At 50.1% G+C, this 23,557-nt stretch carries 23 protein-coding genes; 9 read left to right on the top strand and 14 right to left on the bottom strand.

From position 1 onward, the window contains the following. The first annotated feature begins 7 nt into the window (after window positions 1–7). The 4 genes from HMPREF2711_RS04135 to HMPREF2711_RS04150 all read left to right on the top strand — a co-directional run bounded on the left by HMPREF2711_RS04135 (window position 8) and on the right by HMPREF2711_RS04150 (window position 2,714). Complete coding sequence (locus tag HMPREF2711_RS04135) at window positions 8–682, top strand: glutathione S-transferase family protein (RefSeq protein WP_003748166.1); 675 nt, start codon at window positions 8–10, stop codon at window positions 680–682. Window positions 683–844: 162 nt separating this feature from the next. Continuing rightward, window positions 845–1,519 (top strand): tRNA (adenosine(37)-N6)-threonylcarbamoyltransferase complex dimerization subunit type 1 TsaB, encoded by a 675-nt coding sequence (gene tsaB, locus HMPREF2711_RS04140; protein ID WP_003748163.1) that lies wholly within the window; start codon window positions 845–847, stop codon window positions 1,517–1,519. Beyond that, on the top strand, window positions 1,516–1,959 hold the full coding sequence (gene rimI / locus HMPREF2711_RS04145; protein ID WP_003748161.1) for a ribosomal protein S18-alanine N-acetyltransferase: 444 nt from the start codon (window positions 1,516–1,518) through the stop codon (window positions 1,957–1,959). Before tsaB ends, rimI begins: the two co-directional genes overlap by 4 nt. Continuing rightward, entirely contained in the window at window positions 1,953–2,714 is a 762-nt protein-coding gene (locus tag HMPREF2711_RS04150; RefSeq protein ID WP_003748160.1) for a uracil-DNA glycosylase family protein, read from the top strand. The genes rimI and HMPREF2711_RS04150 overlap by 7 nt, the downstream gene beginning before the upstream one ends. A 71-nt stretch (window positions 2,715–2,785) precedes the next feature. On the opposite strand, the gene HMPREF2711_RS04155 is transcribed toward HMPREF2711_RS04150, so the two are convergent. The 6 genes from HMPREF2711_RS04155 to HMPREF2711_RS04180 all read right to left on the bottom strand — a co-directional run bounded on the left by HMPREF2711_RS04155 (window position 2,786) and on the right by HMPREF2711_RS04180 (window position 7,592). Next, entirely contained in the window at window positions 2,786–3,574 is a 789-nt protein-coding gene (locus tag HMPREF2711_RS04155) for a thiazole synthase (RefSeq protein WP_003748158.1), read from the bottom strand. 54 nt (window positions 3,575–3,628) lie between these two features. Continuing rightward, window positions 3,629–3,922, bottom strand: coding sequence for a YciI family protein (locus tag HMPREF2711_RS04160; RefSeq protein WP_003748157.1), 294 nt, complete (start codon window positions 3,920–3,922; stop codon window positions 3,629–3,631). A gap of 58 nt (window positions 3,923–3,980) precedes the next feature. Then, window positions 3,981–4,175 carry a sulfur carrier protein ThiS gene (thiS, locus tag HMPREF2711_RS04165; protein ID WP_003748154.1) on the bottom strand — a complete coding sequence of 65 codons (195 nt, stop codon included), beginning with the start codon at window positions 4,173–4,175 and terminating at the stop codon, window positions 3,981–3,983. Window positions 4,176–4,217: 42 nt separating this feature from the next. Next, window positions 4,218–4,835, bottom strand: a complete 618-nt coding sequence (gene thiE, locus HMPREF2711_RS04170) for a thiamine phosphate synthase (RefSeq protein ID WP_003748151.1) — start codon at window positions 4,833–4,835, stop codon at window positions 4,218–4,220. Window positions 4,836–4,981: 146 nt separating this feature from the next. Continuing rightward, a complete protein-coding gene (gene mgtE, locus HMPREF2711_RS04175; protein WP_003748149.1) occupies window positions 4,982–6,454 on the bottom strand; it encodes a magnesium transporter in 1,473 nt (490 codons plus the stop codon). A 244-nt stretch (window positions 6,455–6,698) separates the two neighbouring features. Then, complete coding sequence (locus tag HMPREF2711_RS04180; RefSeq protein ID WP_003748147.1) at window positions 6,699–7,592, bottom strand: LysR family transcriptional regulator; 894 nt, start codon at window positions 7,590–7,592, stop codon at window positions 6,699–6,701. A 14-nt stretch (window positions 7,593–7,606) separates the two neighbouring features. Between HMPREF2711_RS04180 and HMPREF2711_RS04185 the strand changes: the two genes are divergently transcribed. Both HMPREF2711_RS04185 and HMPREF2711_RS04190 read left to right on the top strand, forming a co-directional pair. Then, on the top strand, window positions 7,607–8,080 hold the full coding sequence (locus tag HMPREF2711_RS04185) for a CidA/LrgA family protein (protein WP_003748145.1): 474 nt from the start codon (window positions 7,607–7,609) through the stop codon (window positions 8,078–8,080). Between the two features lie 15 nt (window positions 8,081–8,095). Next, window positions 8,096–8,791, top strand: a complete 696-nt coding sequence (locus HMPREF2711_RS04190; protein WP_003748143.1) for an LrgB family protein — start codon at window positions 8,096–8,098, stop codon at window positions 8,789–8,791. An 80-nt stretch (window positions 8,792–8,871) separates the two neighbouring features. Here the strand turns inward: HMPREF2711_RS04190 and HMPREF2711_RS04195 are convergent, their stop codons facing one another. The 3 genes from HMPREF2711_RS04195 to HMPREF2711_RS04200 form a co-directional block, all read right to left on the bottom strand. Continuing rightward, the gene (locus HMPREF2711_RS04195; RefSeq protein ID WP_003748142.1) at window positions 8,872–9,405 is read right to left on the bottom strand and encodes a hypothetical protein; all 534 of its coding nucleotides are present in this window, start codon (window positions 9,403–9,405) and stop codon (window positions 8,872–8,874) included. 308 nt (window positions 9,406–9,713) lie between these two features. Then, window positions 9,714–9,806 (bottom strand): methionine/alanine import family NSS transporter small subunit, encoded by a 93-nt coding sequence (locus tag HMPREF2711_RS10805; protein ID WP_036493939.1) that lies wholly within the window; start codon window positions 9,804–9,806, stop codon window positions 9,714–9,716. Next, window positions 9,806–11,341 carry a sodium-dependent transporter gene (locus HMPREF2711_RS04200; protein ID WP_081456508.1) on the bottom strand — a complete coding sequence of 512 codons (1,536 nt, stop codon included), beginning with the start codon at window positions 11,339–11,341 and terminating at the stop codon, window positions 9,806–9,808. The genes HMPREF2711_RS10805 and HMPREF2711_RS04200 overlap by 1 nt, the downstream gene beginning before the upstream one ends. A 776-nt stretch (window positions 11,342–12,117) precedes the next feature. Between HMPREF2711_RS04200 and gap the strand changes: the two genes are divergently transcribed. The 3 genes from gap to HMPREF2711_RS04220 all read left to right on the top strand — a co-directional run bounded on the left by gap (window position 12,118) and on the right by HMPREF2711_RS04220 (window position 16,142). After that, the gene (gene gap / locus HMPREF2711_RS04210) at window positions 12,118–13,146 is read left to right on the top strand and encodes a type I glyceraldehyde-3-phosphate dehydrogenase (protein ID WP_003748138.1); all 1,029 of its coding nucleotides are present in this window, start codon (window positions 12,118–12,120) and stop codon (window positions 13,144–13,146) included. 100 nt (window positions 13,147–13,246) lie between these two features. Further along, on the top strand, window positions 13,247–15,454 hold the full coding sequence (gene uvrD / locus HMPREF2711_RS04215; RefSeq protein WP_003748136.1) for a DNA helicase II: 2,208 nt from the start codon (window positions 13,247–13,249) through the stop codon (window positions 15,452–15,454). 154 nt (window positions 15,455–15,608) lie between these two features. Continuing rightward, entirely contained in the window at window positions 15,609–16,142 is a 534-nt protein-coding gene (locus HMPREF2711_RS04220; RefSeq protein WP_003748134.1) for an SMI1/KNR4 family protein, read from the top strand. A 52-nt stretch (window positions 16,143–16,194) separates the two neighbouring features. Here HMPREF2711_RS04220 and HMPREF2711_RS04225 read toward each other — a convergent pair whose 3' ends face one another. The 5 genes from HMPREF2711_RS04225 to HMPREF2711_RS04245 form a co-directional block, all read right to left on the bottom strand. After that, window positions 16,195–16,995 carry a sulfite exporter TauE/SafE family protein gene (locus HMPREF2711_RS04225; RefSeq protein ID WP_003748132.1) on the bottom strand — a complete coding sequence of 267 codons (801 nt, stop codon included), beginning with the start codon at window positions 16,993–16,995 and terminating at the stop codon, window positions 16,195–16,197. A 42-nt stretch (window positions 16,996–17,037) separates the two neighbouring features. Beyond that, window positions 17,038–17,418, bottom strand: coding sequence for a putative zinc-binding protein (locus tag HMPREF2711_RS04230; protein ID WP_003748129.1), 381 nt, complete (start codon window positions 17,416–17,418; stop codon window positions 17,038–17,040). 273 nt (window positions 17,419–17,691) lie between these two features. Next, on the bottom strand, window positions 17,692–20,979 hold the full coding sequence (locus tag HMPREF2711_RS04235; RefSeq protein ID WP_141745650.1) for a DUF2339 domain-containing protein: 3,288 nt from the start codon (window positions 20,977–20,979) through the stop codon (window positions 17,692–17,694). A gap of 316 nt (window positions 20,980–21,295) precedes the next feature. After that, on the bottom strand, window positions 21,296–22,219 hold the full coding sequence (locus tag HMPREF2711_RS04240; RefSeq protein ID WP_003748125.1) for a DUF4435 domain-containing protein: 924 nt from the start codon (window positions 22,217–22,219) through the stop codon (window positions 21,296–21,298). Further along, window positions 22,216–23,556, bottom strand: a complete 1,341-nt coding sequence (locus HMPREF2711_RS04245) for an AAA family ATPase (RefSeq protein ID WP_003748123.1) — start codon at window positions 23,554–23,556, stop codon at window positions 22,216–22,218. The genes HMPREF2711_RS04240 and HMPREF2711_RS04245 overlap by 4 nt, the downstream gene beginning before the upstream one ends. Window position 23,557: the final 1 nt, after the last annotated feature.

Here is a 23,557-nt window from a genome sequence, read left to right on the forward strand (position 1 = left end):
GCCCCTCATGATTACCCTACATTCGCTCGACCAATCCCGCGCCCTGCGCATTGTTTGGCTGCTTGAAATCCTCGGTACGCCTTACCGCCTGCAAACCTACCGCCGTCATCCCGACACTTTGCTCGCCCCTGACGAACTCAAAGCCATCCATCCCTTGGGCAAATCGCCTTTATTGGATGATGACGGCTTTATCTTGGCGGAAAGCGGCGCGATTACCGACTATCTGATTCAAACCTACGGCAACGGCCGCCTGATGCCCAAACGCGGCAGCCGCGAATACTGGCAATATCAACGCTGGCTGCATTATGCCGAAGGTTCGCTGATGCCGTTATTGCTGCTCGGACTGGTGTTCCGCCGAATTGAAAGTGCACCCATGCCGTTTTTCGTCAAACCGATTGCCCGCAAAATCAGCGGTAGCGTCAAAAGCAGCTTTATCCATCCGCAAGCCGCCCTGCATCTTGCCCATATTGACAGCGAGCTGGAAAACCGCGAATGGTTGGTCGGCAACAGCCTCAGCGGTGCCGACATCATGATGAGCTATCCGCTGCAAGCAGCAGCCGACCGCTTCGATTTTGCCGACTACCCCAATATCCGCGCTTATTTGCAACGCATCGAAGCGCATGAAGCCTACCGCCGCGCCGTTGAAAAAGCAGGTTCGCCTTTATTGAAACTCGACCAATAAAACAAGGCCGTCTGAAACGTTTTCAGACGGCCTGAAACCTTGGTTTACCTGCCAAATATGTTTACGCAAACGACGTTTTTACCCAAGCGCCGCCCGAATGCTTTGTTCCCCCTCGCCGTTCCACTATAATGGCAACCCATATCCTTCTAAAAAAATAACACCATGCCAACCGACAACCGCCCGACTCTTGCCATCGACACCAGCACATCCTTTCTGTCCATCGCATTGGAACATCAAGGCGAAGTCCGCCTGTTTCACGAAAACGTCGGCACCAAGCAATCCGAACAAATCCTGCCGCAAATCGAACGCCTCTTTAAAGAAGCGGGCATCACGGCCGCCGATTTGGGCTGCATCGTTTATGCACAGGGCCCCGGCGCATTTACCGGCCTGCGTATCGGCGCGGCGGTTGCACAAGGTTTGGCCACGCCGTTTGACACGCCCATGATCGGCATTCCCTGCCTCGATGCCGCCGCTTCGCTGCTGCCGCCATCAAGCTGTGTACTGGCGGCCACCGATGCGCGTATGGGCGAAGTGTTCTACGCATGGTTTGATACGCAAAACCACGTCCGCTTGAGCGATTACACGGTTGGCAAAGCCGCCGCCATTACCGCTCCCGAAGGCAAAACGCCTACCGGCGGCATCGGCAATGCCTTTGCCCTCGCCGACAAACCGCCTTTTGACGGTCAAGCCGATATGCCGACCGCCACCGACTATCTTAAACTTGCCCGCAGCGGCCGCTATGTTGCCACCGATGCGGCACACGCCGAGCTGCTCTACGTCCGCAACAAAATTGCCCTGACCGCGCAAGAGCAAGCCCAACAAAAGGCCAAACCGTGAACCTGCGCCCAGCCGTACTTGCCGACTGCTCCACCCTTGCCGCCATCGACGCACAAGGCAATCCTTCGTCGTGGACGGCGCAGCAGTTTGAATCGGCGGTTCAACACCATCCCGACAGCGTTTGGCTCAGTCAGGCCGACCACCAAATTACCGGTTTTATCGTGTGGCAAACCGTGTTTGACGAATCCGAACTGCACCTGATTGCCGTCGCGCCCAAATACCGCCGCCAAGGCATTGCATCCGCCCTGCTGCAACACTGGCAAAACGCAGTGCAACAGCAAGGCGCAACCCGATTGCTACTCGAAGTCCGTGCAAGCAATGAAACCGCGCAACAGCTCTACCGCAAACACGGCTTCCAAACCTGCGGCCGCCGCAAAAACTACTACGCCCTGCCCGACGGTGGCAGCGAAGATGCCGTATTGATGGAGAAATCATGTTAAGCAGCCGCTACCTGCACCTGCACGAAGCCTTGGGTTTGGGCCCGATGTGGCTGAACCGAAACGCCAAAATCATCCATGTCGCGCCTCAAGCCGCGACTGCACCCGTCCGCCCCAAAACCATTGCCACCGATACCGCGCAAGCCGTGCGCACTTTATCCGCAGGCGCCCATCAGGCACGCACCGCCGCCATTGCCACTGCGCAAACGGCCAAACCGGCTGTCCGCGTTCCCGAAGCGGCACCCAAAGCCATAGCCAAAACACCGGCAAAAACAGAAAAAGCCGCGCATTCAGACAATCTGCCCCGTCTTGACGTAACCATCAGGCCGTCTGAAATCATGGTGGTCAGCATTTGCCCGTCCACCGAAGACAGCCTGCACGGTACGCTGTTTAGCGGCAACGTCGGCACACTTCTCGACAACATCCTCGCCGCCATCGGCCTCAAGCCCGAGCAGGCGCACAAAACCGCATGGGTCAAAACCGCGCCCGTGTTCACCGCCCTGCCCGATGCCGAACACGTCCGCGCCGAGCTTGCCGAAATGCAAAACGAGCTGACCGCTTCGCAAGCGCGCGCAGTATTGTTTCTCGGCAAAATCTTCGACAGCCCCGACATGATCGGACTGATGAACGAATTGTGCGGGAAGCGGCCGCATTTCGTCATTCCCCACCCCGCCCGCCTGCTGATGCAGCCGCAACTCAAAGCGCAGGCATGGCAAATCTTAAAGCCATTGAAACAGCTTTTGGCCAAGGCCGTCTGAACATTCTGTTCAACCTAAAATCAGGTTTTCCACCAATAAAAAAGGGCGTGTTCGACACGCCCTAATGTTTATCAATATTCCGCCGAATGCCAGAAAGGCTGGCCCACCGTCGGCGTACTGGCGCGCGCTTTCTCACGCGCTTCCACAGGTTCCGCCTCATATGCCAGACGGCCCGACTCGACCGCAAGCGCAAAAGCGCGTGCCATATTGACCGGATCGCCGCTGCGGGAAACGGCGGTATTCAGCAACACGCCGTCAAAGCCCCATTCCATCACTTGCGCCGCCTGCGAAGGCAAACCCAAACCGGCATCGATAATCAACGGCGTGTCGGGCAGGCGTTTGCGCAGGACTTTCAACGCATAAGCATGAACCGCGCCCAAACCCGTGCCAATCGGCGCCGCCCACGGCATCAACGCCTGACAGCCTGCGTCAAGCAGGCGGCGGCAGGCAATCAGGTCTTCAGTGCAATAAGGCAGCACTTTGAAGCCGTCTTTAATCAGGATTTCCGCCGCTTCGACTAGTTGGAACACATCGGGCTGCAACGTATCATCATCGCCGATAAGTTCGAGCTTAATCCAGTCGGTATCAAACACTTCGCGTGCCATTTGCGCAGTGGTCACGGCTTCCTGAACGCTTTGACAGCCTGCGGTATTGGGCAATACAGGTACGCCCATTTCCTCCAACAACGACCAAAAACCCTGCCCGTGCGCTTCGCCGCCGCTGCCGGCACGGCGCAATGAAACGGTAATCATCGCCGGTTGCGCGATTTGGACAGACTGCTTGAGGATTTCCGGCGTCGGATAAGCAGCCGTACCGAGCAGCAGCCGTGAAGAGAAAGTTTCTCCGTATAGGGTAAACATGATGGATTCCTTTTTAATATTATTTTTGGGGCAATAGCCTTCTGAAAAATCGGTTTAGATAGTTTCCAAATAGTTTTCAAGTCCTTCGGCGACCTTGGTCGGAATAAACTCGGTAATCGTGTATTTCGCCACGCCTTCTCGGTGAAACGGGTCTTCTGCAATTAACTTTTCCACCTGTTCCCTGCCTGATGCTTTCATCAAGATAACGCCGCCCGTCCGCGGCTGTTTGCGGCCAGACATAACAAATATACCTGCTTGATAATACCGCTCGAGATACGCGATATGCTCAGCCAGGTAGGTTTCAACCGCAGCCAAGTCTTTAATATATTCCAACGATACGATAAACATTTCTTTTCCTTTTCTCAGCATTAAACCAATAGCGCAGATATACGCGCAGTAAAACCGCTTATCCGCCGACTACGGGGCGCACAATGTCCACTTTATCGTTTTCGTTTAAAACCGTTTCCGCATACGCGCCTTTGGCGACAAACTGGGTATTGACGGCAACGGCAAACGGTTTCTGCGGCGAGGTTTGGGCGATAAGGTCGGCAACGGTTGTGCCGTTTAATGTGATGGTTTCATTGTTCAATATAATCTTCATGATGTTTGCTCCTCTTGTCAGACTTCTTATTTTCAGACGGCCTTATTGGTCCCACAAAGCCTGAAACGCTTTAACCACCGCTTCGGGATTTTCCGCTTCGGTCACGGCGCGGACGACGGCGAGTGAGGAAACGCCTGTTGCCAGCACATCTTCGGCATTGTTCAAATCGATGCCGCCGATGGCGACGACGGGCGTGCCGCGTGCCTGTCTGACGTATTCGCGCAGTTTGTCTAAACCTTGCGGGGCGGTCGGCATTTGTTTGGTCGTGGTCGGGAAAATCGCGCCGCTGGCGACATAGCTGGGATGTACGGACAGGGCGCGGTCGAGTTCGGCAACGGAGTGCGTACTCAAACCCAAGCGCAAACCGGCGGCTTCAATCGCGGCAAGGTCGGCGGTGTCCATGTCTTCCTGTCCGAGATGTACGCCGTATGCGCCCGCTTCTATCGCTTCGCGCCAGTGGTCGTTGATAAAAAGCTGGGTTGCGCTGTTTTGACAGGCGGCGACGCAACGTTCGATTTCACGTTTCAATTCGTCACCATGCAAGGTTTTGCAACGCAGTTGCACCGTGTCGGCACCTGCTTTGACCATGCGCTCAACCCAGTCGGCGGTGGGAACGACGGCGTAAAATTTCAGGGGGGATTTGAGTGGCGGGAAATTCATGGCGGCTCCGAATCGGACAAATTGTTGTCATGTTATCAGAAAGGCCGTCTGAATAATATTTGTTTTCAGACGGCCTTATCAAATGGTTTTGAACAATCAAGAAGGATATTACAAACCCACCCTTTTGCTGATTGGGATAAAGGTTGTTACAACAAAAACAATGTGGCCAATCCCAAGAAAATCAGGAAGCCGCCGGAGTCGGTGACCGCGGTAATCAGCACCGAGCTGCCCAATGCGGGGTCGCGTCCGGCTTTTTCCATAATGACGGGAATGAGGACGCCGACGGTCGCGGCCAGCAAAAGGTTCAAGGTCATTGCGGCCACCATGACCAAACCGATGCCGATGTTGCCGTAGAGCAGCCATGAAATCACGCCCATCACAGTGCCCCAAATAATGCCGTTGACGAGGGCGACGCCGACTTCTTTTTTCAGCAGGCGGCCTGCCTGCGTGCTGGTCATTTGTCCCATCGCCATGGCGCGGACAATCATGGTGATGGTTTGGTTGCCGGAGTTGCCGCCGATGCCGGCGACGATGGGCATCAACGCGGCCAGTGCGACGATTTTCTCGATACTGCCTTCAAATGCGCCAATCACGCGGCTGGCGATAAAGGCGGTACACAGGTTGATGGCAAGCCACATCCAGCGGTTTTTCACCGAGTCCCAAATCGGGGCGAACAAGTCTTCTTCTTCTTGCAAACCGGCCATGTTAAACATGTCGGCTTCGGATTCTTCACGGATCACGTCCACCATTTCGTCAATGGTGATCCTGCCGATCAACTTTTTGTTTTCATCGACAACCGGCGCGGTAACCAAGTCATAACGCTCAAACGCCTGCGCCGCTTCTTCCACGTCGTCTTCGGGACGGAAGCGCACGACATCGGTGGCCATCACGTCTGCCACCATGTCTTCGGGGTCGGCGACCAAGAGTTTGCGGATGGGCAGCACGCCTTGCAACACGTCGTTTTCATCAACCACGAAAATCTTGTCGGTATGGTCGGGCAGGCTGTCGAAACGGCGCAAGTAGCGCAATACGACTTCACACGCCACATCGGCACGGATGCTGACCAATTCAAAGTCCATAATCGCGCCGACTTGGTTGTCTTCGTAAGACATCGCCGCTTTGACCTGCTCGCGTTCTTCTTCATCACGCGTTTGCAGCGCTTCGTACACCACTTGGTGCGGCAGGTCGTCTGCCAGCTCTGCCAATTCGTCTGCGTCCAAATCATCGACGGCGGCCAACAGCTCGTCTTTGTCCATGGACTCGATCAGCGTTTCGCGTACGGCGTCGGATACTTCCAGCAACACTTCGCCGTCGTCTTCCGGGGCGACCAAAAGCCAGACGATGTTACGCTCGCGCGGCGGCAGGGATTCCAAGACGGCGGCCACGTCGGCAGGGTGCAGCTCGGCCAAGAGGACGGTCAGCTCGGTGAACTTGTCGCGCAGGCTTTCATCTTCAATCGGCACGCCTGCTTCGATTTGTTCGAAGGACGGCTCGAGGATTTCGCATAAGGCATGGATGCGGTCGATATCGTCAGAGATGCGATCGTCAGAAATGCGGTCTTCCACCGCTTCATTGTCGGGGGTATGGTCGAGATTCGGAGGGGTTTGTTCGATGCTCATAAATGCTCCGCCCGCCGGACGCGGGGAGGCATTTCGGCGGGATGATTATGGTTGTTGTGTGTCTGATGGGAAGTTCAAAGGCGAACTGGGAAGGTCCATAATTCGAGCCTGCTGAGAGGCGCAGAGTTGTAAACGGTGCATATTCTACTCTTTTTTAGGCCGTTTTACCATTTTTAACGGGAAAGGCCGTCTGAAACCGGGTGATAACGACACCCTTTTTTTCAGACGGCCTGATGATTTGATTTTATTTGTTTCGCCTGCCGAACGCTTCCCTGACCACGTCCAACCAAGCCCTTAAGGCCGGCGTCGGGCGTTGGTGTTTTTTCCATGCCATGGTGAGCTGCCAGCGGATTTCGGGTTCGACCAAAGGAATGGCGGCAAAGACATCGGGATTGATTTTTCGGGCATAGTATTCGGGCAGCAGGGCAATGCCCATATTGTGCGCCACCATGTCGGCAACCAAATTCCATTGTCCGGTACGGCAGACAACGTTGGGGGTAAAACCTTGATTACGGCAGGCCGTCTGAATGGTTTCGTTGAGGGAAAAGCCGGCGCCAAACAGAATGAAGGGCTCGTGTTGCAGGCTTTTGAGCGTCAGTGCATCGTGTCTCGCCCGATTTTTCGGCATCAAGACCACCAGCGGATAGTCGCACAAGGTAATGCTGTCGAAGTCTTCGTGAACCGGCGCGAGCAGCTGCCCGGCATCGAGTTCGTTGTTGCGCAAGGATTGCTCGATGGCGAGCGAGCCTTGTTCCAAAAACGACAATTCGATGTCCGGCCATTTTTGGTGGAAATCAAACAGCGCATGACTGAGCAAATCGCTGCCAAACAAAGCCAAACCCAAACGCAGCGTCCCGCTTTTGACATGGCGGTAATCGTCAATGCGGGCCAGCAGCAAATCGCGTTCGTGTAAAAGGTTTAACGCGTGGCGATAGACTTCTTCGCCGATTGCGGTCGGCTGCACCTGCCGCTTTTTGCGTCCGTTTTCTTTGCACAAAAGCGGCACGCCCAATTCTTCTTCCAAAGCCTGAATGATTTTGCTGACCGTCGGCTGCGTCAAATTCAACGCGGAAGCCGTGGCCGAAAAACTTTGCAGGCGGATGAGTTCGGCAAAACAATACAGGCTTTTGAAGTCCATTATTCCTCTAAGGCATGATTATTCGTTTAATAATTCATATTATGCAGAAACCAGGTTTCTATAATCAAGCCTTTCATTCAACACACACCCATATCATGGATTCCCTCACCAGATTTTTTCAGACGGCCTTGCAGCTTGCCATCATCGGCGCAGTATGGGGCGTTTCCGACCTTATCGTCCGCTTCACGCATCTGCCTATTTCTTCAGGCGTATTGGGCTTGTTCCTCATGCTCGCCCTTTTGGGGCTCGGCATCATCCGCCCGGGCATGGTTGACCGCGGCGCAAAATGGGCATTGGGCGAACTCGTCTTTTTCTTCATCCCCATCATGGTTTCCGTCTTGCAATATCAAGACCTGCTGATGTCCGAAGGCTGGCAGCTGATTTTGACCATCGCCGTCGGCACCGCGCTCGTGATGATCAGCACCGCCCTGACCCTCGATTTCTGCTACCGCTGGAAACGCCGCCTCTACAAAAAACTCCACTCCTAAAAATAGAGAATAAAAATGGACTACACCGCCCTCGCCTGCTTCATCTGGACTTGCTTTGCCTATGTCGTTGCCAAAAAAATCCACCGCAAAAAACCCTTAATGATTTTCTCCCCCGTCGTTACCGTCTCCGTCAGCACCATCCTCCTGCTGCTGGCATTCGGCGTCAATTACGACACCTACCACAAATATACCCAAGGCATCGTCTTCCTGCTCACTCCGGTTACCGTTGCCTTTGCCGTCCCCATTTATGAAAACCGCGAAGTCATCCGCCGCCAGCTGCCCATCCTCTCCATCGCCATTATGGTGGGCATGTTTGTCGGCGTAGTCAGCGCATTCCTCATGAGCCATATGTTCCATTTCAACAACGAAGTGACCAACAGCCTGATGGCGCGCTCCATCTCCACCCCGTTTGCCGTCGTCCTCGCCAGCGAAATCCACGGCTCCGCCTCGCTCGTTTCCCTGTTCACCATCATCACCGGCTTTGTCGGCATGATATTCGGCGACCTGTTTTTGGCCTTTACCCGCATCCGTTTCCACACCGCCAACGGCGTGGCATTCGGCAATGCCGCCCACGGCTTCGGCACATCGCGCGCCGGACAACGCCACGAAACCGAAGGCGTGATGGCCAGCCTGACCATGATTTTGGCCGGACTGTTTATGGTATTGTTTGGCCCGACCATGGTGCATTTGGTAATTTGGATGATGAGTTAGGCTTCATCCTGATGACCATACACAAAAAGGCCGTCTGAAACATATATTGGTTTCAGACGGCCTTTTATATTATGGAACGATTACAGTTTGAAAATAGAAGCTTCTGCTAAATCATGAATGGTATCCAACGCAGATGAACCTGTACCATTGCTTGAATAGGTCGCATTGTCTGAGGAAAGACCGGCAGAAGAATCAAGAGGATCAGCCTCACCAAAGGCACGGCTCAAAAGTTCATCGCCATCGAAAGCTTTGGATTCCAATATCGGCTTCGCGGCCGGCTGCGCAGGCTCGAAACCTTCCCACTCACGCGGATCAAGGCGGATGATACGCCCATTATCGTCATGGCCATTATCAGACTCTATTCCTTTTGAAAAGAAGCCGTTCCATTCACGCGGATCAAGACGGAAAACATGCTCATTATGACCATGATCGGACTCTACTCCTTTTGAAAAAAAGCCGTTCCATTCGCGCGGATCGAGACGGAAGACATGCTCATTATGGCCATTATCGGCCCCTATGCCTTTTGAAAAAAAGCCATTCCACTCGCGCGGATCGAGACCGAAAACAAAATCTTTAGAATCAATTTCTGTACCTGGTTGATATACTTTAGCCACGGAACTCTCCTTAAAAATAAACAGTTGCTGTACCCAATGCCCCATCAGGTTGATGAGAGCCTTTATTCTAAAACAAAGAAAACAGCAGGCAGAGGCCAAAGGGAACAACGGTTCATTAAAACGACAATCGGACTAAAATCTTTTAAAAACAAATAGATATAATTTACACATCATAATCAATAATACATAATCAAATTTCCAGACTACCCCGACAACCAGGGGAATCCTTCTTTCCCACTTTCCCCGTCATGTGGCAAAAAGGCCGTCTGAACAATGACTTTCAGACGGCCTTTTCATTTGCTCAAACCTTATTCTTTAGGTAGGCGCAGGACGGAGACGATGAATCCGCCCCAAATGACAATCAGTGCGACAAGCATCATGACAATGGCTGAAGTACTCATTATTCTTCTCCTTCACGTTCGTGTTCATGTTCGTCTTTGACGTTGAAGCCCTGACCGTGTTTCCACGGCAAGAACGACAGCAAAACCGACAAGACGAGGATGGCGCCCACCATGCCCCAACCGAAGATATTGAGGAAGCTGTCAGGATAGCCGCTGTAATTCTCTTTTAAGAGGCCGACAGTATCCTGATAAAGCATATAGCCGAGCATGGCGACGGTAACCACCACGCTGGCGGTCCACACTTTGCCGACACGGATGGAAGACAGCGCGTTCAAGTGATTGCGCAGTTCGGGCAGCTTGCGCAACAAAACAATCGCCAAAACGTAAACAAAACCGGCAGCCACAATGCCGTAAGTATTGATGAATTTGTCCAATACGTCCAACACAGGCAGGCCGGTGGTCGTACCGAACAGCAAGGTGGAAATAATCGCCATGGGAACGCCTGCAATCATCGTCGCGCTGACACGGCCGATGTTCATTTTGTCTTGAATCGCGGCCACAATCACTTCAACGATAGAAATCATGGAAGTGACACCGGCAAACACCAGCGAGCCGAAGAACAACACGCCGATCAACGCGCCCATAGGGGCTTGGTTGATGATGGTCGGGAACGCGATAAACGCCAAGCCGATACCGCTGGACGCCACTTCGCTGACTTCTTTGCCTGCAGCTTGAGCCATAAAGCCCAATGCGGCAAATACGCCGATACCGGCGAGCAACTCGAAGCTGCTGTTGGCAAAGCCGACAACCAAGCCGGTACCGCCCAAGTCGGTTTTTTTCTTCAGGTAAGAAGAATAAGTAATCATGATGCCGAAGCAGATGGAGAGCGAGAAGAAAATTTGGCCGTATGCGGCTACCCAGACTTTCGGATCCGCCAAACGGCTCCAGTCAGGCGTAAACAAAGCGTCCAAACCTTTTGCCGCACCCGGCAGGGTCAGGGCGATGCCCACCATGATGACAAACATCACCACCAACAACGGCATGAAGAATGTGGACGCACCGGCCACGCCTTTTTGTACGCCCAAAGCCATAATCGCCAGCGTAAACACCCAAATGGCAATCAGTGGGCCGGCCACTTTGCCGACAAAATCCAAGCCCAAGTCTTTGGCATCGGCCATTTGCAGGAAGTCTTTGAAGAAGAAGGTTTGAGGATCCGCACCCCACGCCGAAGTCAAAGAATAATAGGCATAGCTTGCCGCCCAGCCGACAATCACGGCGTAGTAGATACAGATGATGACGTTGGTCAGGAAGTTCCACCAACCCACCGGCTCAAACCAACGGCCGAGGCGGCGGAAGGCCAAAGGAGGCGAACCGCGGTAACGGTGGCCGATGGCATAGTCGAGCAGCAACAGCGGAATACCTGCCGTCAACAGCGCAACCAAATAAGGGAGGACGAAAGCACCACCGCCGTTGTCGAAGGCGATGTAAGGGAAACGCCAAATGTTGCCTAAGCCCACGGCAGAGCCGATGGCGGCAAACATAAAGGCACGGCGACTGCTAAACGTCGCGCGTTCGCTGGATTGAGAATTTGACACAATGAACCTCTTAAAAATCGAGTGTCGTCAAGGCCTCCCGGCCTTGCGCGTATATATTTAGAAATCAGGTCGGACAAACCGGCCGGTTAAAATAGATATTCGGACAAGGATAATATCCGGTATTTAAAGAATGCACCGCTTATGGCCATGCAAACATAATCTGACCTTATCGTAAAAAAATTTAACACTGTTGGCAAGTCAGTATTGCATTAAAATCGCAAGGAAAATCTTCATGCACTACGACTAAAATCTTCATACACTTCTTTATATACACGCCAAACGCAACACCCAAGCCCCGTTTTTTCCTCCCCTTCCCACTGACAACCGCCCTTGCCGCAAACCGCCTTCCCCTTATCCCGTAAGGAAAAGCGGCAACCCAACGCATTCAAATCCCCCGTCATCAAAATGTTTCAGATGGCCTGTTTTCCTTCCGTCCAATCCGGGCCGTCTGAAAATTTCACTGTTGCATGTTGTAATCAAGAAACCACTCCAAAATTCCGTTTAATATAAACAAAAACAATCCGCCTTTTTCTACACCCTTCATCACCATCATTTAAAATAAGCATAAAATATCAAAAATAAAATGAATAAAAAATAAAATGACAAAAAATCCAAAATAATATTAATTTTAAACCCGTATTTCTACTCTAATCATCCACAATCAAAAATAATCGAATCAAAAAATTTCAATAAAACATTAATTACACAGCACTACATTTTTGCTATAATTGCCGCCATTCAATCCACAACCCAAACCCAAAAGAAGAGGAAAAGCCATGGGTATCAAAGTTGCCATCAACGGTTACGGCCGCATCGGCCGCCAAGTAGTGCGCGCTATTTTCGACTACAAACTGCAAGACCAACTCGACATCGTTGCCATCAACGCCAGTGGCAGCATCGAGACCAACGCCCACCTGACCAAATTTGACACTGTTCACGGCCGCTTTGACGCCGATGTTTCCCATGATGAAAAACACCTCATCATCAACGGTAAAAAAATCCCTTACTTCTCCACCCGCAATCCTGCCGAATTGCCATGGGGCGAATTGGGCGTTGACCTGGTCATGGAATGTACCGGCGCGTTCACCAGCAAAGAAAAAGCCAAAATCCACTTGGAAAGCGGCGCGAAAAAAGTGCTGATTTCCGCTCCCGGCGGCGATGACGTTGACGCAACCATCGTTTACGGCGTAAACGACGACGTGATTACCGGCGACATGACCGTTATCTCCAACGCGTCTTGTACCACCAACTGCCTGGCGCCCGTAGCCAAAGTGTTGAACGAAAACATCGGCATCGTAAACGGCGTGATGACCACCATCCACGCGCTGACCAACGACCAGACCGTAACCGACGTACGCCACAAAGACCTGCGCCGTGCGCGTAGCGGCGTGGAAAACATGATTCCGACCAAAACCGGCGCAGCAAAAGCCGTCGGCTTGGTATTACCTGCCCTGAAAGGCAAACTCGACGGCCTCGCCATCCGCGTACCGACCGTCAACGTTTCCCTGGTTGACCTGAGCTTCCAAGCAAGCCGCGAGACTTCTGTCGAAGAAATCAACGCGCTGATGAAAGCCGCTTCCGAAGAAGGCCGTCTGAAAGGCGTTTTGGGTTACAACACCCTGCCGCTGGTTTCTATGGACTTCAACCACACCACCCAAGCCAGCACATTCGACTCTACGCTGACCAAAGTAACCGAAGGCAAAATGGTTAAAGTGTTCGCATGGTACGACAACGAGTGGGGCTTCAGCTGCCAAATGCTGAACACCGCGCGCCGTATGTTCGGTTTGGAAGTACGTCCGTTCTAACCGGCTTCCAACACAAAGGCCGTCTGAAACATCTTTTCAGACGGCCTTTTGTATTTCCTTTAAAATATCGCATTCCCATTTATTTTCAGACGGCCTCTTCATGTTTCCCAACGAATCCGCCCCCAATCTACTGCAAGGCTTAAACACCGAACAACTCTCCGCCGTAACCTGGCCGCCGCAATCTGCCCTCGTTTTGGCAGGCGCGGGCAGCGGCAAAACGCGCGTACTGACCACGCGCATCGCATGGCTGTTGCAAAGCGGTCAGGCCAGCGTACACAGCATTATGGCGGTAACGTTTACCAACAAAGCCGCCAAAGAAATGCAAACCCGTTTGGGCGCGATGATTCCCGTCAACGTCCGCGCCATGTGGCTCGGCACGTTCCACGGCTTGTGCCACCGCTTTTTGCGCCTGCACCACCGCGATGCCGGCCTGCCCTTGTCCTTTCAAATCCTCGACAGCGGCGACCAGCTTTCCCTGATCAAACGCCTGCTCAAAAACCTCAACATCGCCGAAGAAATCATCGCGCCGCGTTCATTGCAAGGCTTTATCAACGCGCAAAAAGAATCCGGTTTGCGCGCTTCCGTGTTGAGCGCGCCCGATCCGCACACGCGCCGCATGATTGAGTGCTACGCCGAATACGACAAAATCTGCCAACGCGAAGGCGTGGTCGATTTTGCCGAACTCATGCTCCGCAGCTACGAAATGCTGCAAAGCAACGAAATCCTGCGCCAACACTACCAAAACCGCTTCAACCACATTCTGGTCGACGAGTTCCAAGACACCAACAAGCTGCAATACGCCTGGCTGAAACTGATTGCCGGCAACAACGCCGCCGTTTTTGCCGTCGGTGACGACGACCAAAGCATTTACCGGTTCCGCGGCGCAAACGTCGGCAACATGACCGCGCTGATGGAAGAGTTCCACATCGACGCGCCCGTCAAACTCGAACAAAACTACCGCTCCGTCGGCAACATCCTCGCCGCCGCCAACGCCGTTATCGAAAACAACGACGAACGCCTCGGCAAAAACCTGCGCACCGATGCCGAAGCAGGCGACAAAATCCGCTACTACTCCGCCTTTACCGACCTCGAAGAAGCACAATTCATCGTTGACGAAACCAAAGCTCTCGAACGCGAAGGCTGGGATTTGGACGAAATCGCCGTCCTCTACCGCAGCAACGCCCAATCGCGCGTCATCGAACAAAGCCTGTTCCGCAGCGGCATCCCCTACAAAATCTATGGCGGCCTGCGCTTTTACGAACGCCAAGAAATCAAACACACCCTCGCCTACCTGCGCCTCGCCGTCAATCCCGACGACGACAACGCCCTCTTGCGCGTCATCAACTTCCCACCGCGCGGCATCGGCGCACGCACCATCGAAAACCTTCAGACGGCCTCAAACGAACAAGGCATCACCCTTTGGCAGGCAGCCTGCAACGCCGGCGCAAAAGCCGCCAAAATTGCCGCCTTCGTCCGCCTGATTGAAGCCCTGCGCAACCAAGTCGGACAAATGCCCCTGTCCGAAATCATCGTCGGCATCCTCAAAGACAGCGGCCTGACCGAATACTACCGAACCCAAAAAGGCGACAACCAAGATCGCCTCGACAACCTCGACGAACTCGTCAACGCCGCCATCGAGTTCAAACCCGAAGACAGCAACTTTGAAACCCTGCCCGAAAACATTTCAGACGACCCCGCCTTCCCCATCCTTGCCTTCCTCAGCAACGCCGCCCTCGAATCCGGCGAAAACCAAGCAGGCGCAGGCGAAAAAGCCGTCCAACTGATGACCGTCCACGCCTCCAAAGGCTTGGAATTTAACGCCGTCTTCCTCACCGGCATGGAAGAAGGCCGCTTCCCCAGCGAAATGAGCCTTGCCGAACGCGGCGGCCTCGAAGAAGAACGCCGCCTCATGTACGTCGCCATCACCCGCGCCCGCAAACGCCTCTACATCACCATGGCGCAGCAACGCATGCTGCACGGACAAACCCAATTCGGCATCGTCTCCCGCTTCGTTGAAGAAATCCCGCCCGAAGTATTACACTATCTGTCCGTCAAAAAACCCGCCTACGACAGCTACGGCAGCCTGCGCCAAACCGCCGCCCCAAAAGACAAAATCATCGACGACTACAAACAGCCGCAAACCTACGCAGGCTTTCGTATCGGCCAAAACGTCCGCCACGCCAAATTCGGCACCGGCGTCATCATCGATGCCGTGGACAAAGGCGAATCCGCCCGACTGACCATCAACTTCGGCAAACAGGGCGTAAAAGAGCTGGACACCAAGTTTGCGAAACTGGAAGAGATGTAAAAGGGAGATGACAGAGGTCGTCTGAAAAACGAGGGCAACAAGCTTTGCCCCAAATTCCGCCGTCATTCCCGCTCAGACGAGAATGACAGACGGTAAAAGTCGGGTATAAATATCCACCCACCTGTTATAACTGAAATCAATAAGGAAGAACATTATGCCCCAAGTTTTTAAAGATTTTGATTTGTCCTCCGTTTGGGAATCTAATAGTTGGGCGGATAAGGACTACAAAGAAGCCCCATTTACCCCTGAGATTTTGGCTGCTGTAGAAAGTGAGCTAGGCTATAAATTGCCACAAAGTTTTATTGCATTGATGGCAGTACAAAACGGCGGGATATTTATCAAAAACTGCTTTCCGACTACTCAGAGAAATTCGTGGGCGGAAGATCATGTGCAAATTTGCGAGGTATCAGGAATCGGTTTTGAAAAAGAAGGGAGTCTGTGCGGCGCGATGGGGCAAAAACTTTGGCTGGAAGAATGGGAATATCCGCCTATCGGCGTGTATTTTGCTAACGACCCATCTGCAGGACATGCCATGTTTGCCTTGGACTATCGAGAGTGTGAAAAAGACGGAGAGCCGAAAGTGGTGCTTGTCGAACAAGAATGGGATTTTGAAATAGTCGAACTTGCCCCAAATTTTGAAACCTTTATCCGCAGCTTGCGGCATGAAGATGAGTTTTTAGATAACTAATAAAAAGTAGGCCGTCTGAAAAATTTTCAGACGGCCTTTTAACATCTATCTATTAAGCCGAAAAAGCCTTATATGCCATTGAAACGATAATCAGCAAAACCGTTACAACCAAAACCTTACGAATAACTTCTCCGTTTGAATTAATAGCATGGAGGCTGCCAAAATGGTTGCCCAACAAATTTGCCAAAATCATTGGGATTCCGATTAGGAACGCCATTTTCCCTGCTATCAAGAAGGCAACAAATGCCCCGATGTTAGAAGCAAAATTGAAAATCTTGGAAGTAGCCGAAGCCTGCAACAACGACAATTTGTTAATGACAAACAAAGCAATGATGAAAATACTACCTGTACCCGGGCCAAAAAAACCGTCATAAAAACCAACAATCAGACAAGTTAAAAATACCGCGATAACGGATTTTTTTATCTCGCCACGCTCGTCTTCTTTTTTCAGCAAAACACCTTTAAACAAAGTTGCCAGCAAGCCTATGGGCAAAAACGCAAGAATAATGTAATTGATGGTTTCCACCGGAAGAATCAAAATGACTTTTGCACCGACAAATGCCCCAATTAAAGCCGCAACAATGCCAACCGGCACAATATGCCATACGATCGAACTGCTCTTCATAAAATTTTTAATCGCTGCCACCGTACCGATGGTACTCACCAATTTTTCCTGTGCCAACGCGACCTGAGGCGGTAAACCTACCATCAAAAATGCGGGAATCAAAATCAGCCCTGCTCCGCCCGCAATAGCATCGACATAGCCCGCAATCAAAGACGCGGCAACCAGCAAGAAAAGGCCGAGATAAAAATAATCGGCAATAATGCTGCCGGGAATAAATAATTGTTCCATGGATTGTTTCCTCTTGATTAAATTTTTTGTTATTAAAAGTTGTTAACTGCTCAATACATCGCCCTTCTTCGTCAAAACATATTGATAAACTTCTTCTACCGTAGCCTCGTCATAGCTTTTGCCAAAGCGTTTTTTGTAGCCCAGTTCGTATAGTTTCACATGATGCCCTTCCGGGATTTCGACGCCCACATTTTCCAAACACGATTTGGCGCAATGCAGATGACAGCCGTCAATAACCAACATCGGCCGTCCGGACTGCGCTTTGCGCACCAACGGCGCGACTTTGCCGCCCACGCCGGAAATGCACGACATTTCAAATTCTCCGGCATGGTCGAGCGCCACGGCTGTGTTGTTGGCCAGCTGCGCCACATCGGAACATCCGGAACAAGAATAAATTAAGGGAAGCTCATTGCGGTTAGGCATTTTCTATTTCCTTCGATAGCGGTTTTTATCTTTATATGTCCACCCATGGTCAGTCTGTCGGGCGCATTATGCGTGTTATGCGGATATTCGGGTTGCACCCGTTTTCTTTTTTCAGACGGCCTACGGCGTATCCATTTATATATTAAAAGGCATCATAACTCAATACGATTAGACACTCCAGGACAAAGCAGATGCTACCTTCTAAAAAATAAAGGCCGTCTGAAAACAGATAACGCTGCTTTTTCAGACGGCCTTTTTATTTGAAGTTAATGATTAGGCTTTAGGTTCGCCATCATTCTCTGCTTTAGGCGGAACGGGGGCAAACCAGCCGACCAGAAGCAGCAACAGGCCGACGATGATGAAGGAGACGATGCGCGCGATACCGCCGCTGTTGGAAAGCTCGATCAGGAAGAGTTTGACGACTACGATGCCCATCAGCGTCGCGCCTGTCATCCAGTAGGACCGCTGTTTGCGGCGGTTGCCGAGTACCATCAAGATGATGGCGGTTACTGCCCAAACGACGGAGAGGCTGGCTTGCAGGCCGAAGGATTGGAGCATGATGTCGAGACGCCAAGTGATGCCGTCGTAGAAATGCCATACGCGCATCACGCCTGCGCTGATCAGCATAAATGCCAAGGCGGCGACTGTGGTTGCCGTGGTACGGCGAAGGTCGGGCGACAAGGCGTTGGGCAGGGATTTCAGGGCAAACCAAAGCATGCCGGCGCTGGCAAGTTCCAATGGGTTAAGCACGGGAATATACGGCAACGGCAAAGGTTGGAATGGCGTGGAGAAGTTGGTCCACAGCATCCAACAGGCAGCGGCAAGGGCGCACAACGGCATAGCAAAATGCTGATAAATGGCTTGATGCCGTCTGAAAAATGCGCGTTGGCGCTGCGTATGGAAAACAACCCACATCGCCAAAGGCACGACCAGCCATGAGAGCTGCGACCAAACGCCGGAGAGGAGGCCGCCGACATACAGCGCGGTCCAAAGCGCCCAAAGTATGCCGAGTATCGTGATATTGAATTTGTGCAGCCAAAGCAGATCAGGGCGCGGATAATTGTTCAGAATGATGAAGTTCAACACGGTAGCGGCGGCAAGCGGCAAGGCTGCGGTGGCTGTCCATGCGTGTTCGGTATGGTAGAAGACAAAATGCAGGGCAAACACGGGCAGGAATGCCAAGTTTGCCTGCAGCAATTCTTCCCATTTCAAACGTTTGGCAAACAGCAGCAGGCCGGCAAATATCGGCCACATCCACAACTCGATAAACAGGGTTTCCTCGCCTGTCCATTGCATATAGAGGGCGTAGCTGCCTGTCGCCAACGCTGTAATCAGGATGATCCAGCCTGAAACCTGTGCAAAGTAAACCTCGTTTCCTTCCGGCTTTTCGCTTGCAACCGGCACGCGCGGATATTGCAGCGCGTAGGCAGCCGCAAAAAGCAAAGGCGTAGCGGCAATAAGGTACAGATGGCTCAGGAAGCCTTGGGATTCATAAATGATGCCGGCTTGCAGCAACAGGGCGAACAATACATTGCCCAAGGCAAATGTGATAAACACATTCGGCTCATGTTTGCGCCGGCAGAATGCCCACGCCGCCGCCAAAGCGGAAAGAGCGACAATGCTGCCTTGGTCGGCCAAGAAAAGCAAAGGCAAAATAGAGATGTACAGCAAGGCGGCAGACAACACGGCCGTCTGAACGGATTTTTCCCATTGCGCCGAACCTTCGCGCCGCGAGAAATTCCACAATAAATAAATCGCCGCTCCGCCAAGCAACACCACAACCGTCGTAAACCACTGCCCTTCCAGAACGGTATCGGTGCCGAAGCCCTGATAATTGCCCAGCTGAATCAGTGCCGCCAAGAGATAAACCATCAGCGCACCCAAACGGATATGCGGACGCTGTTGGCGCAAACCGAAGAAATAAACCAGTGCGGATTCGGCACTCCACAAAATAACCGTATTGCTCGGTTCAAAATAAAGCGGAACGGCAATTGTGAGGAACAACACCGCCAACGCAAAAAACGCCTGACGCAAAATATACAGCCCCTGCTGACGTTTCAGCAGCAGCGCGGCCAGTCCGTAAACAGCGGCAAAACCCAATGCGGAAAGCGCATCCGCAGACGGCCAATGCTCCACCATGCGGTATTGCAGGCCGAACGCCGCCGCCATCGTGCCAAACAATAAAGTATGGTCGAGGACATGCACGCGCAGGCCGTGTGTATAAATACTCTTGCCGATTTCTTCCAAAGTCGCATTGTCGGCAATCGGCGTAACGCCGTCTTCGCTGTTTTCCGTCAGCTTACGGCGTGCGAACAGATACGCGATAAAGGTATAGAGCAGCCAGTGGTAAATCAAGAAAGGCTCGGTAGTGGCGAAATGTTGCGGCGTATAACTTCGCATGCCCCACAGCGCGGCAATGGCAAAAGTAGCGACAAAACCCGTCAGGTTCAGCGGACGCCATGCCTTAAACCACGCAATCGCGGCCACACCGCCGTTGAGCAGGGCAAGATAAGAAAACAGCACCAAATAATTGCCGCTGCCGTCTGAAGTCAGCAAAGGCGCGGCCATACCGCCGATTAAAGCAACCTGCGCCATAATCTGCGCATTCTGCCTTACCGCCAGCCACGCCATCAGCACAACCATCGCCACCATCAGCCCGAACACGACCGACACAGGCAGCAGCGGATGTAGTTTCAACGCCGCCAACGCCGTCAAATACATCACCGCCACGCCGAAACCCTGCAACACCAAGCCATACTCACGCTTACGGCTTTGCAGCTTCCAGCCGCCGACCACCGCCGCCAAACCCGCGCCAGCCACAGTCAAATAACGCAGCTCCACCGGCACATGAACCCGCTCGGAGGCATAGCGCAAGAGGAACGCCAAGCCGAGGAACAGCACCACAATACCGGTTTTCAACAGCGGATTACCGCGCAAGAACCAAGCAACAATCGGATTGTCGGAAAACTTGTACTCTCCGCCTTCCGACTGAGCCTTATGGATAACGAATTGACGCAATGGCGCATCTTCGTTTTCAGACGGCATCGAAGCAACAACAGCCTCTTTTTTAGACTGCCCTGCTTGTTCAGCAGCAACCGGAGCAACCGCCTCGACAACTTCTTCCACAACAGGCTCAGACGAAGCAGCAGCCTTGGTAGAAACAGGATCAATAGGTATAGAAAAAGAAGGAGCAAACGCCTCTTCAATCTTCTGCTTAACAGGCGCAGCTTCCGCCTCAGGCTCAATCCGGACATGACGCGGCTCAGAGGCCGTCTGAACATCGGCAACAGCCCGAACCTCAAGCCCCTGCCCTACCTTCGCCTCATCACGGACAGCCTCATGCTCCAACACCGACAAACGCTGTTTCAGCAGCTCGATTTCCTGCTCCAGCTTCTGCATCCTGTCGCCTGCCGTAGCAGATTCAGCCAAACGCTCTTCTTGACGCTGTTTGGCAATCGACCAAGCAACCAGCCAAAACAACGACCCAATAATCACGCCCGTGGCCATCTCATCAAGAAAATAGCCGATCATAATAGGAATAAGCAGGCCGAAAAACTGCATAAAACACCTGTTTGATAACAATAAGAATATGCCGATTGTAACACCGGCAACATTATTCATGAAAAAAAGAGACAAAAGGCCGAGAATAAAAGCATACGGCAAATAGAAGATAGAAAATCGGCATAAAAAAGGCCGTCTGAAAATGTTTAGGGATTTTCAGACGGCCTCGGATGGGTTTTGGATTTCAAACACCGCGTGCGTGCGTACCGCACACACCCTACACCCGATGCTCAGTTTCAGTGGGTCAGATTCTCGAATCTGACGGCTTTTGAGATGGCAGGTTTTTGTCGGATACAAGTATCCGACCTACGGCGGACTATACGTTATGTAATAATTGTAAAATCTTAGTTCCTACATTTGTTTTGAGAAACTCTTCTTGTTCGGCAGCGATTCTCAAAAGAACTTCTATATCAGAAGCATATTTTTTACCAGATCTATCTTCCTTTAAAAGGTACTTTTTTGTATGGTGCAAAAAGAAATCTTTTAAAATTTCTGTAACATCATGTCCACGACTTAGTCTCCATTTAGGTTCAGTTTGCTTTAGCTCATATGCTTTTTCAAATAAATCATCTATATCACTTTTTCTAGGGGAACATGAAGATAACCTCTCCCTGAGATTTTCTATATCAAAAGACATGTTCCAGTTAGACAGATTAGAATTATTGAACGAAATAAATTCAAATAAATCCACTCCGTCTAAGATCGTTCTTTTATCAGCCAACATTTCATTCGCTGCCCGAATAGCTCCTACTTCCCTAGAAAAATTTTCTAGTTTAGGAAGGAGAAGTCTAAGACAATCGTTAATATCGACATTATCCTTAGGGTGTAAATTCACAAGCAACTTAGTTAATGCTTGTGAGTTAACTAAAAATGTTTCTATGTCATTAAAGAAAAATGTTTTAGTATCAGTACAATAAAAAGAATAAATTAAATTGGAATCTTCTTTTATTCTGCTACATAAATAATCATAATCCACGTCTATCAAGAAATAAATTCCACGCTTTTCTACTTCCGATTTTTGGTTTAGGAGATCCAGCATATTTAAACTTTTGTCTTTACCTTTCGACTCCGTAAATCTAATTGGCTTCCCTATAAAGAAAGGAACTAATAAATCTCTATCTGTTTCTCCCTCTACAACCAATGTTATTTTTTTATATGAATTAAAAATTAATTTTGCCTCATCAATTATATATGTAGGTGATTGGGCAACATCCTTTAATGATTTATGTGGTTTAATCATTTCAATAATCCCCAATATTGCTCAGATAATTCTAGAACATTATCCCAATTTCCATTAATCAATGCAGGGGCATGTGTAGCGATTACCACAGAAAAGCTATTAATTTCTTGTATTTTTATCAAAATATTTACAAATTCTTCTTGCCATGCAGGATGTAAAGAAATTTCTGGCTCATCAATTAAAACTAGCGTATCAGAATCAATATTAAAAATTAATTTACCTATCAATAATATTAAATGCTGCTCACCAGAAGATAGCTCATCTAATGAGATGTTTTTAATATATTTTTGCTTAAAAATAGGATATATTTCAAACCCTATTTCAGGAGAAACTTTTATATATTTAAAAGAAAGTAAGGTATTTAGATTTTGGGTAAAAAGGGAGATTTTTTTTGCTAAAGGCTCTAATTTTGCAAGACGTTCCACAATATCAGTCAAATAAACCTCTAAAACTTTTTCTCCTGTATTATCTTTGATATGAGAAATGAGAGACTGAATTGAATTAGGATTTAATGCTACATTTGACAATATCCCTAAATCTTGAAAGTTTTCTTCGTACTTACTAATTTTTGTTAATAATGAAAAAATTTTTGTTGTTCTGTTTGATGTATTAGACTTATCTAATTGCTTCAATAATCTTTCTGGAAAGGAAGCTTCTCTTTTTCGATTTTCAGTAAATTGTATTCTTAGGGATTGTTGTATTAATTCCTGTATACTATTTTGTAAACCAAATATTGTAAGGCTATTTTTCTCATAATCAGATACTTCTCCATAATTTTGCATATGGCTAAAATTAATTAATCTATTCGTCGATATGTATAATACTTGGATTTGTTGAGTAATCTCTATCAGCCATTCAAAATTTCTAGTTAACTCAAATATAGAAGTGTGGTTCTTAAACTTTCTAAGTATTTCTGGAAAGGTCAAAATAATATCTTCTGAGTCAAAAGATTTCCATTGATTTTCTCCAATCCTGTATATTGGCAAAAAATTTTCTAAATTAGCGATAGCATCAAAAAAATTACTATCTAACAATAATTTATTATGTAAGAAAGTTATATTTATTTCATCAATATAGTAATTACTTTTTATTTTTCGAAAAGTAATAGGTTTATTTTGATTGGATATGAAAAATCTAATTTCTTGAAAATCAGTATGTATGAAAAATAAAAGATTATTTTGAGCAAATGCTTCAATAATTTTTAAAATCGTAGATTTTCCATAACCATTAGGAGCAGTAATAATCTTAATAAAATTTTCTTTACTGGTTAAATCTATATTATAATTGAACATACCAAATAATTTTTTGATTTCAATACGAGTGATTTTATTCGACATA

The sequence above is a fragment of the Neisseria sp. HMSC070A01 genome, from assembly GCF_001810165.1.
GTDB lineage: Bacteria > Pseudomonadota > Gammaproteobacteria > Burkholderiales > Neisseriaceae > Neisseria.